General features: G+C 71.0%; 9 protein-coding genes. 5 read left to right on the top strand and 4 right to left on the bottom strand.

Features of this window, described 5'->3' with window-relative positions:
* The first annotated feature begins 20 nt into the window (after nt 1-20).
* Entirely contained in the window at nt 21-785 is a 765-nt protein-coding gene (locus ACFYW8_RS37435; RefSeq protein WP_389089360.1) for a DUF2127 domain-containing protein, read from the top strand.
* A 39-nt stretch (nt 786-824) separates the two neighbouring features.
* Here ACFYW8_RS37435 and ACFYW8_RS37440 read toward each other — a convergent pair whose 3' ends face one another.
* Nucleotides 825-1763, bottom strand: coding sequence for an NAD-dependent epimerase/dehydratase family protein (locus tag ACFYW8_RS37440; RefSeq protein WP_389089363.1), 939 nt, complete (start codon nt 1761-1763; stop codon nt 825-827).
* Nucleotides 1764-1880: 117 nt separating this feature from the next.
* On the opposite strand from ACFYW8_RS37440, the gene ACFYW8_RS37445 reads away from it, so the two are divergent.
* From ACFYW8_RS37445 to ACFYW8_RS37460, 4 genes are all read left to right on the top strand, one after another.
* Nucleotides 1881-2402: an Lrp/AsnC family transcriptional regulator gene (locus ACFYW8_RS37445; RefSeq protein WP_389089366.1), complete on the top strand. Its 522-nt coding sequence runs from the start codon at nt 1881-1883 to the stop codon at nt 2400-2402.
* Between the two features lie 66 nt (nt 2403-2468).
* Nucleotides 2469-2897, top strand: a complete 429-nt coding sequence (locus tag ACFYW8_RS37450; protein WP_389089369.1) for a MerR family transcriptional regulator — start codon at nt 2469-2471, stop codon at nt 2895-2897.
* Entirely contained in the window at nt 2894-3226 is a 333-nt protein-coding gene (locus ACFYW8_RS37455; protein WP_355853157.1) for a thioredoxin domain-containing protein, read from the top strand. The genes ACFYW8_RS37450 and ACFYW8_RS37455 overlap by 4 nt, the downstream gene beginning before the upstream one ends.
* 187 nt (nt 3227-3413) lie before the next feature.
* On the top strand, nt 3414-5681 hold the full coding sequence (locus tag ACFYW8_RS37460; protein ID WP_389089403.1) for a HelD family protein: 2268 nt from the start codon (nt 3414-3416) through the stop codon (nt 5679-5681).
* A gap of 187 nt (nt 5682-5868) precedes the next feature.
* Here the strand turns inward: ACFYW8_RS37460 and glgB are convergent, their stop codons facing one another.
* The 3 genes from glgB to ACFYW8_RS37475 all read right to left on the bottom strand — a co-directional run.
* On the bottom strand, nt 5869-8355 hold the full coding sequence (gene glgB / locus ACFYW8_RS37465; protein ID WP_389089374.1) for a 1,4-alpha-glucan branching enzyme: 2487 nt from the start codon (nt 8353-8355) through the stop codon (nt 5869-5871).
* 46 nt (nt 8356-8401) lie between these two features.
* Nucleotides 8402-9823 (bottom strand): phosphotransferase, encoded by a 1422-nt coding sequence (locus tag ACFYW8_RS37470; RefSeq protein ID WP_389089377.1) that lies wholly within the window; start codon nt 9821-9823, stop codon nt 8402-8404.
* A gap of 106 nt (nt 9824-9929) precedes the next feature.
* On the bottom strand, nt 9930-10267 hold a 338-nt coding region (locus tag ACFYW8_RS37475; RefSeq protein WP_389089380.1), incomplete at its 5' end, for an alpha-glucosidase C-terminal domain-containing protein.

The raw sequence follows: 10267 nt of genomic DNA on the forward strand, positions 1-10267 counted from the left end.
TTCTGCGGAGGACACCGAGCATGAAGATCGACTGGGACCGGCGTACGTGTGCGCGGCGCGGCCACGTGACGTACGCGCCCGACGAGCGGGTGCTGAGGGAGCGGCTGCGCGCCGAGACGGGCCTCGGCGAGGCCTGGCGGTGTCTGCGCTGCGGCGACTTCGCGCTCGGCGATCCGCACGGCTTCGGCCCCGCGGACGAGGCGCCGCTCGTGCCCCGCGGCAAGGTGCTCCGCGATCTGTTCATCCTGCGCTTCCTGGCGATCGAGCGGGCCGTGCGCGGGGTGTTCATCGTGCTGGTCGCGGCCGCCGTCTGGAAGTTCAGCAACAGCCAGTTCGCGGTGCGCCGGCTCTTCGACGAGTACCTCGACGTCCTCAGGCCGGTCTTCCGGCACTTCCACTACGACCTCGACCACTCGCCCGTGGTCGGCACCATCCAGAAGACCTTCGGCTACAAGCACTCCACGCTGCTGCTGGTCGCGGTCCTGCTGCTGGTGTACGCGTTGATCGAACTCGTCGAGGCGGTCGGGCTCTGGTACGCCAAGCGCTGGGCGGAGTACCTCACGGTCGTCGCCACCGCAGCGTTCCTTCCGCTGGAGATCTACGAGCTCACCGAGCACATCAGCTGGTTGAAGATCGCGACGCTGGTCCTCAACGTCCTCGCGGTTCTCTACATCGCCCTCGCCAAAAGGCTGTTCGGCCTGCGCGGCGGACACAAGGCGTTCGAGGCGGAGCGGCAGAGCGCGTCGCTCCTGGAGGTCGAGGAGTCGGCCGGGGTCATGGTCTGACCCGTGGGCGCACGGCGCTGACGCACCGTCCCGTGTGCGTCAGCCGCCCTTTCCGAGGGTCTCGGCCACGGCGCGCGGCAGCCAGGCCCGCGCGTCACCGAAGGGGAAACCGAGCGCGGCGGCCCGGGAGTTGTCCATGGCGTAGGAACGGCTGAAGGAGAACGGGGAGACCTCGCCCGCTTCGACGGCACCCAGGACCGCCTTGCCGTACGGGAGGTGCGCGGTGATCGCCTCGCACAACTCCCGTGTGGTCAGCGGCCCGTGGGAAGCCGCGTTGACCGGGCCGGTGAAGTCCTCGCCCACCGTCCAGAACAGGAAGTCGGCGATCTCCTCGACGTGGATGTAGGTCGCCGAGTGGTTCACGGGAGGCACCGCGATCGTCGCGCCGGAACGGATCCGGTCGGCGTAGTGCTCCAGCCGGCCGGTGAAGTCGTCGTCCCCGCCCAGGACATGGGCGACGCGCACGGCCACGTACGGGAAGCCGGGATCGGCCGCGAACACCGCCTCGGCCTGCCGCTTGCCCTCGCCGTAGTGCGCGTCGAGGAACTCGGCGTCGTCCCAGGGGAGTCCGAGATCGACGGCGACCGTACGGGGATCCACGGCGTCCTCGCCGACCGGGTCCGCCGTGTCCTCGTACTCGTACACCTCGACGGTGGAAGTCATCACGTACCGGCGCGTGCGCCCCGCGAAGACCCGGCGGGCGATCTCCGCCTGCCGCGGTGTGTAGCAGACCTGGTCGACGACGACGTCGAAAGTCCGTGAACCCAGCGCCTTGTCCAGGGAGTTCTCGTCATTGCGGTCGGCGATCAGATGAATCGTCCCGGCGGGCGGCGCCGACGAGCCGCGATTGATGACGGTGACCCGGTCTCCCGCGGCCGTCAGCCGGGCAATGAGCCGCTTTCCGAAATACCGGTTTCCGCCGATGACGCAGATCTCTCGCACGTCGCCCTCCCTTATTTCCCCGAACCCGTGCCTCATGCACCCGTGCACCTCTGCTTTTTGCACCCGTTACCGGTCGCCGGTCGCCGATCGTTCGGCGCCTCGGGCTGCGGTCATAATTCTCCCGTCGCGGGGGTCAGGTCCGAAGGGGAAGACGTGGGAGATCCGGCTGTCGCACCGAAAGAAACACGGCATCCGCGCGCCGTCTCCGGCGAAACGTCGGTGGGCTTCGACGCGCTGGACCGGCAGATCCTGGAACTGCTCCAGAGCGACGGCCGTATCAAACTCAGCGAGCTGGGCCGCCGGGTCCGGCTGAGCCCGGCGGCGGTCGCGGAGCGGGTGCGCCGGCTGGAGGCGACGGGCGCGATCACCGGCTACGGCGCCCGGGTGTCCGCACCCCTCCTCGGTTACGGCATCCAGGCCTTCATCCGGGTCAACCCGCACGGCGGGTACACGCTGAAGCATCCGCGGACCCTGGAACTGCTGGCCCGTCCCGAGGTCACCGAGGTCCACCACGTCGTCGGCGAGGACTGCTGGATCCTCAAGGTCGCCGTCGAGGACACGATTCACCTGGAGGACGTCCTGGAACAGACCTCCGCGCTGGGGCGGACGACGACCTCGATCGTGCTGTCGTCACCGGTGGACCACAAGCCGCTGCTGCCGCGCACCGCACGCTGACGCACGAGGGGACGGCCGCCCACGGACGCTTGCCTTGACGTCGGCGTCAAGGATTACCGTCGGGGCATGCGAATCGGCGAGCTGGCCGCACGTGCCGGGACGACCACACGGACTCTGCGCTACTACGAGTCGCGCGGGCTGCTGCCCGCGAGGCGGGGCGAGAACGGGTACCGGACGTACGACGAGCACGACCTGCGGCTGCTCCGGCAGATCAGGACGCTGCAGGACTTCGGGTTCGACCTGGAGGAGACGCGGCCCTTCGTGGAGTGTCTGCGGGCCGGGCATCCCGAGGGCGACTCGTGCCCGGCGTCGCTGGACGTCTACCGCCGCAAGCTCGGCGAGCTCGACGCGCTGATCGACGAGCTGCGGTCGGTGCGCGCGCAGGTCGGCGGGCAGCTGGCGCGGGCGGAACGGGCGCGCGACGAGCTGGGGGCCGACGCTGAGGTTCCGGGCGGTCCGGAACCCGTATGCGAACTGGGAGGGCGGACGCGATGATCAGGGCGGCAGGCGTGGCGGAAGTGACGGACGCCGACTTCGGGGCGGAGGTGATCGGGTCGGAGCTGCCCGTGCTGGTGGAGTTCACGGCCGACTGGTGTCCGCCGTGCCGGCAGATGGGCCCGGTGCTCAGCGAGCTGGCCTTCGAGGAGGGCGACCGGTTCAAGGTGGTCCAGCTGGACGTGGACACCAATCCGGAGACCACACTCGCGTACGGCGTCCTCTCGATGCCGACGTTCATGGTCTTCCGCGACGGTGAGCCCGTGAAGTCGATGGTGGGCGCCCGGGCCAAGCGACGGTTGTTGCAGGAGCTGTCCGACGTGCTCTGACCCGCCCCGGCGGCCCGGCAGACAAAAAATCCCCTGGGCAATTGCGCCCGGGGGATTTCTCTGCGTATATTCAATGATTCGCGACTTCGAGGGATCGAGTCGTGAAGAAGTTCAGTAGGCGCAGTATATCTGGGTGGGAGCGGAATTGTCAAACAAGGGATCGCACACAGAATTCCCCGACGATGAACTGCGAAGCGAGCAGGAATTCATCGACGGGCTGTACGCGCGTGTCGACGCGCTGCGCGGTGTCACCGAGGCCTCCGTCGAGGACGCGCTCGCCCAGGGCAACACGCCCATGCAGGCCCGGCTCGAACGGGACGTCCTTGTCGCCGAACGCTCGGGGCTGCTGGCAGCGCTGAACGCCGTGGACGGGTCGCTCTGCTTCGGCCGTATCGACCTGGCCCCGGTGGAATCCCCCGCGGAAGGGGCGACCCCCGCCGGCGTCACCCATCACATCGGCCGGATCGGCATCCGCGCCGACGACATCGAGCGCACCCCGATCCTCATCGACTGGCGGGCCCCGGTCGCCCGCCCCTTCTACCTGGCCACCGGTCACACCCCGATGGGCCTGCGCCGCCGCCGGCACATCGGCACCGCGGGCCGGCACGTCACCGACCTGCACGACGAGATCCTCGACCTCGGCGACCGCGAACGAACCGGCCACGAGGACCCCACCGGCGACGCCGTGCTGCTCGCCGCGCTCAACTCGGCCCGGACCGGCCGGATGAGCGACATCGTGCAGACCATCCAGGCCGAACAGGACCGGATCATCCGCGCGCCGCACCGGGGGATCATGGTCGTCGAGGGCGGTCCCGGCACCGGCAAGACGGCCGTCGCCCTGCACCGCGCCGCGTATCTCCTCTACGAACACCGGGAACTGCTCGCCAAGCGGGCCGTCCTGATCGTCGGCCCCAACCCGGCCTTCCTCGGCTACATCGGCGAGGTGCTGCCCTCGCTCGGCGAGACCGGCGTGCTGCTCTCGACCGTCGGCGAGCTCTTCCCCGGAGTCCACGCGACGGCCGTCGACACGCCCGACGCGGCCGCCGTGAAGGGCCGCGCCCGGATGGCCGACGTCCTGGCCGAGGTCGTCCGGGACCGCCAGGCGCTCCCCGACCCGGTGATCGCGATCGAGCACGACCGGGACGTCCTGATGCTCGACGCGGGCCTCGTCCAGGTCGCCCGGGACCGCACCCGCGCGGCCGACCTGCCCCACAACGTCGCCCGCGAGCACTTCGAGGGCCACATCCTCAACACCCTCACCGACATGCTCGCCGAGCGCATCGGCACGGACCCCTTCGACGGCTCCAACCTCCTCGACCCGAGCGACATCACCCAGATCCGCGACGAACTCGCAGAGAACCCCGAAGTCTGGTCCGCCGTCGATCAGTTGTGGCCGAGGCTGACCCCGCAGCGACTGGTCGCCGACTTCCTCGCCGACCCGTACGGCCACCTCCCGGACGAGGACGCGGCGGCGATCCACCGCCCGCTGACCGGCGCCCGTGACTGGACCGGCGCCGACGTTCCGCTGCTGGACGAGGCGGCCGAACTCCTCGGCGAGGACGACCGGGTCGCGCGGGCGCTGGCCGACCAGGAACGCCGTACCCAGATCGCCTACGCGCAGGGCGTGCTGGACGTCTCCTACGCCTCGCGTACGTACGAGTTCGAGGACAAGCACGAGGACGACTCCGAGATCCTGTCCGCGCACAACATCATCGACGCCGAGCGGATGGCCGAACGGCACGAGGAGGACGACCACCGCAGCGCCGCCGAACGCGCCGCCGCCGACCGGACCTGGGCCTTCGGCCACATCATCGTCGACGAGGCACAGGAGTTGTCGCCGATGGCGTGGCGGCTGCTGATGCGGCGCAGCCCCACGCGGTCGATGACGCTCGTCGGCGATCCCGCGCAGACCGCGGAGGCGGCGGGGGTCGGCTCTTGGGAGGAGATCCTCTCCCCGTACGTCGAGGACCGCTGGGAGCACACCCGTCTCGGCGTCAACTACCGCACGCCGTCGGAGATCATGGACGTCGCCGCCGGCGTGGTGCGGGCCGAACGCCCCGGGTTCGAGCCGCCGCGCTCCGTCCGCTCCACCGGGGTACGGCCCTGGGCGCGGGACGCCGGGGACGACCTGCCCGGCGCGGTCGCCAAGGCCGTCGCCGAGCTGACTCCCGCCGAGGGACGGCTCGCGGTGATCGCGCCGCGTGCCCTGCACACCGCGCTCGCGGGCCGGCTGGACGGGGTGACGGTGGGCCAGGAGCCGGATCTCACCCGCACGGTGGTGCTCCTCGACCCCCGGCAGGCCAAGGGGCTCGAATTCGACTCCGTCCTGGTGGTCGAGCCCGCGGCGTACGGCACGAGCGACCTGTACGTGGCGCTGACCCGGGCCACCCAGACCCTGGGCGTCCTGTACACCGGGGAACTGCCCGCGTCGCTGCGTGGCACCGGTCTGGAGTGACGGGTGCGGGGGCCGGTCCCGGGGTGACGGCTGCGGGGTGCCGGTGCCGGTGCCGGTGCCGGCGCCGGTGCGGAGCGGGAGCGGGCTCGCCTGTCCCGCCGCCGCGCCGCCACGCCGCTGACCGGTCCCGGCGGCCCGGTCCCTGGTCCCCGGTGGCCGCCCGCCGGGGACCGGGTGCGTGACGTCGCTAGGCCGGCCGCAGCCACACCGTCGCCAGTGGCGGCAGCGTCAGCTGGATGCTGGCCGGGCGGCCGTGCCAGCCCTGGGGTTCCGGTTTGACGGGGTCGGGGTTGGTGATGTCGCTGCCGCCGTAGCGAAGGGCGTCGGTGTTGAGGACTTCGTTCCAGGCGGGGATGTCCTCGGGAACACCGAGGCGGTAGTTGTGCCGGACGGCGGGGGAGAAGTGCGAGACGGCGAGCAGCGGGGTGCCGTCGGCGGCGTGGCGCAGGAAGGCGAAGACGTTGTCGTCGGCGGAGTCCCCGGTTATCCAGTTGAAGCCTGAAGGATCGGTGTCGCGTTCCCACAGGGCGGGTTCACGCCGGTAGGTGGTGTTGAGGTCGCGGACGAGGTCGCGGACGCCGCGGTGGTCGGGTTCGGCGCCGTAGGCGGGGTCGAGGAGCCACCAGTCGGGGCCGTGGGCCTCGGACCATTCGGCGCCCTGGGCGAACTCCTGCCCCATGAAGAGGAGTTGCTTGCCGGGGTGGGCCCACATGAAGGCCAGGTAGGCGCGCAGGTTGGCGCGTTGCTGCCACCAGTCGCCGGGCATCTTGGAGACGAGTGATCGTTTGCCGTGCACGACCTCGTCGTGGGAGATCGGCAGGACGTAGTTCTCGCTGTAGGCGTACACCATCGAGAAGGTCATCTCGTCGTGGTGGTACTTCCGGTGGACCGGCTCGTGGGACACGTAGTCCAGCGAGTCGTGCATCCACCCCATGTTCCACTTCAGCCCGAACCCCAGACCGCCGAAGCCTCCGGGGCCGACATGATGCGTGGCCCGGGTGACGCCGTCCCAGGCCGTCGACTCCTCCGCGATGGTGACGACGCCGGGGTTGCGGCGGTAGACGGTGGCGTTCATCTCCTGGAGGAACGCCACCGCGTCGAGGTTCTCGCGGCCGCCGTGTTCGTTGGGGGTCCACTGGCCGGGTTCGCGGGAGTAGTCGAGGTAGAGCATGGAGGCGACGGCGTCGACGCGCAGGCCGTCGATGTGGAACTCCTCGCACCAGTAGGTGGCGTTGGCGACGAGGAAGTTGCGGACCTCGCGACGGCCGTAGTCGAACTCCAGGGTGCCCCAGTCGGGATGGTCGGCGCGCTGGGGGTCGGCGTGTTCGTAGAGCGGGCGTCCGTCGAATTCGGCGAGGGCCCACTCGTCGCGGGGGAAGTGGGCGGGGACCCAGTCCATGAGGACGCCGACGCCGGCGCGGTGGAGGGCGTCGACGAGGTACTTGAAGTCGTCGGGGGTGCCCAGGCGTGCGGTGGGGGCGAAGAAGCCGGTGACCTGGTAGCCCCAGGAGCCCCCGAAGGGATGCTCGGCGACGGGCATCAGCTCGACATGGGTGAAGCCGAGGTCGGTGACGTAGGCCGGGAGCTGGTCGGCCAGTTGACGGTAGGTCAGACCGGGCCGCCACGACGGCAGATGCACCTCGTACACCGAGAACGGCGCCTCGTGGGCGGGCCGGGTCGCCCTCTTCGCCATCCACTCCGCGTCCTGCCACACATGGTGGGACGCGTGGACGACGGAGGAGGTGTTGGGCGGGGTCTCCGTGCGGCGGGCCATCGGGTCCGCGCGCAGGGTGCGGGAGCCGTCGGGGCGGGTGATGTCGAACTTGTAGAGCTCGCCCTCTCCTGTCGCCGGTACGAACAGCTCCCACACACCCGAGGAGCCGAGCGACCGCATCGGGTGTCCCGTGCCGTCCCAGAAGTTGAAGCCGCCGGCCAGCCGGACACCCAGCGCGTTCGGAGCCCACACGGTGAACCGGGTTCCGGCGACGCCCTGTTGCTCCATCGGCTCGGCGCCGAGCGCCCGCCACAGTTCCTCGTGCCGGCCCTCGCCGAGCAGATGCAGGTCCAGCTCGCCGAGCGCGGGCAGGAAGCGGTACGGGTCCTCGGTCTCCAGCACCGTCCCCTCGTACGCCACGAGCAGCCGGTACGACTCCGGGACCGCGCGCAGCGGCAGCAGCCCGGAGAAGAAGCCGTCCCCGTCGTCGCGCAGTTCGGAGCGCAGCTCGTCCGTGACGACGGTGACCCCGAGCGCGAACGGACGGAAGGCCCGGAAGGCGACGCCGTCAGGCACCGGATGGGCGCCCAGCACTCCGTGCGGATCATGGTGCGTCCCGTCGAGCAGCCGCTGCCGGTCCGCCGGGTGGACACCGGCGAGGGCGGGACCGCTTCCGGCCGGGCCGGGGCGCACCTCGCCCCGGCCGGGACCTGTCTCGCCGGACGCGGGACCGCTCTCGCCCCGGCCGGGACCGGTCTCGCCCTCGACCGCCTCGACCGGTGCTGTCCGGGTCTCTGCCCTCCGGGTCTCTGTCTTCCGGGTCGCTGCCTTCCCGGTCGCTGTCTCCCTGGTCTCTGCCTTCTTGGCCGTCGGCCTCTCGTCGGGCGTCTTCTCGGCGGCGGCCGGTTTCTTCGCGCCGTTCTTCTTCGGACTTTCGTCGGACGGGGGGCGGGGCGTCACGGGCGGAGCCTCCTCTGGAGGGTGGGCTGGGGGAACAGCAGGGGGATCAGCGCGACGCGGCCAGCCGCCGTACCGCCGCCAGCGGGACCGGCAGCCAGTCCGGGCGGTGCCGGGCCTCGTACACGACCTCGTACACCGCCTTGTCCGTCTCGAAGGCGCGCAGTAATACCGGGTCCGTGCGTGGGTCGAGGCCGCTGACCTCGGCGTATCCGGTGCAGTAGGCGGCGCGGCAGGCGTCGGCCCAGCCGGGCGCCGACGATGCCGCCGCGGAGCCGGGGGCCCGGGGGACGGAGTGGGCCGCGTAGTCGAAGGAGCGGAGCATGCCCGCGATGTCGCGTGCCGGGGGCTGGGGCATACGGCGCTCGGCGAGCGGTTTCGACGGCTCGCCCTCGAAGTCGATGAGCGACCACTCCCCGTCGGGGGAGCGCAGGCACTGGCCGAGATGCAGGTCGCCGTGGATGCGCTGGGCCGTCCACGTATGACCTTCGGCGGACAGATCGGCCAGCGCCTCGAACGCGGTCCGCAGGCCGGGCGCGTGGGGCCGGAGCGCGGGCACCGCCTGCGCGGCGGCGTCGAGCCGCCCGGTCATGGCGTCGATGAGAGGCCGCATCTGCGTATGGCCCAGGGTGACCGTGGGCAGCGACCGGGCGAGCGCGGTGTGCACCTCGGCGGTGGCCCGGCCCAGCGCCCGCGCCTCGGCGGTGAAGTCCTCGCTCTTGGCCAGTTCCCGCAACGCCAGTTCCCAGCCGTCGGCCGCGCCCTGCACGAAGGGCTGGAGCACGCCGAGTACGTAGGTCTCCGCGTCGAGGTCGGCGTGCATCCAGGCGGCGGGCGCCGGGACCCGCGCGCAGCCCTCCCGGGCCAGCACCAGCGGAAGTTCCAGATCCGGGTTGATCCCGGGGACGATCCGTCGGAGCACCTTCAGGATGAACGTATCTCCGTAGACGACCGACGAGTTGGACTGTTCCGCCGTCACCAGGCGCGGGACCAGGTCCTTTCGTATCTCCTGGCGCCGGTCGCGCTCGAAGCGCAGGTCGCCCACGCGGGCCCCGGTGCGCAGGGCCTCCAGGAGGACACCGGCGGGGCGCGGGTCGTGCAGCGCCTCGTACACCGTGCGGCCGGCCAGCGGGCCTTCCTCCAGATGTCCGATCAGGGCCGGTGCGAGCCGGGGCGGCAGCGCCTCGCGTACGCCGATCAGTAACTGGTAGCAGTCCCCGGGGTGCGAGGCGGCGCCCTGCGCGGGAGTGCGCGGCTGATGGGCGCGTACGAGCAGATGGATCAGGCCCAACCGGCCGCCGGGCGGCAGTAGTTCCACCGCGGCCACCAGGGAGAATCCGGTCACCGGACGCCCTTTGCCCGCGAACCAGCGTTGCCGGGGCAGCCATTCCCGCAGGAGTGGATCGAGCGACGCGAGCAACTCGGGGCGTGCGACCGGGGCCGTGGCAGAGTGGGTTACGGCTTCCGACATGGCGTCGCGTCCTTTCCCCAGTGACCCGGGGGCCCCGGATACCGGGCGAGGTGTGAGTCATGGGTGCCCAGGGCGGGGCGGGAGAAACCGCCCCGCCGCCCGGGTTCTAGACGGCTTCCTTCCGGAGGCGGAACCAGTAGAAGCCGTGACCGGCGAGGGTCAGCAAGTACGGCAGTTCGCCGATGGCCGGGAATCGCACGCCGCCGATGAGCTCGACCGGGTGCCTGCTGTTGAACTCGCGCAGGTCGAGTTCGGTGGGCTGGGCGAAGCGGGAGAAGTTGTGCACGCACAGCACGAGATCGTCGTCCCCTTCGCCCTCGGTCGACGGCGCTTCGCGCAGGAAGGCGAGGACGGCGGGGTTGGAGGACTGGAGTTCGGTGTAGGAGCCGAGTCCGAAGGCCTTGTTCTGTTTGCGGATCTCGATCATGCGGCGGGTCCAGTGCA

Source organism: Streptomyces sp. NPDC002742 (genome assembly GCF_042888885.1).
Classification (GTDB): Bacteria; Actinomycetota; Actinomycetes; order Streptomycetales; family Streptomycetaceae; genus Streptomyces.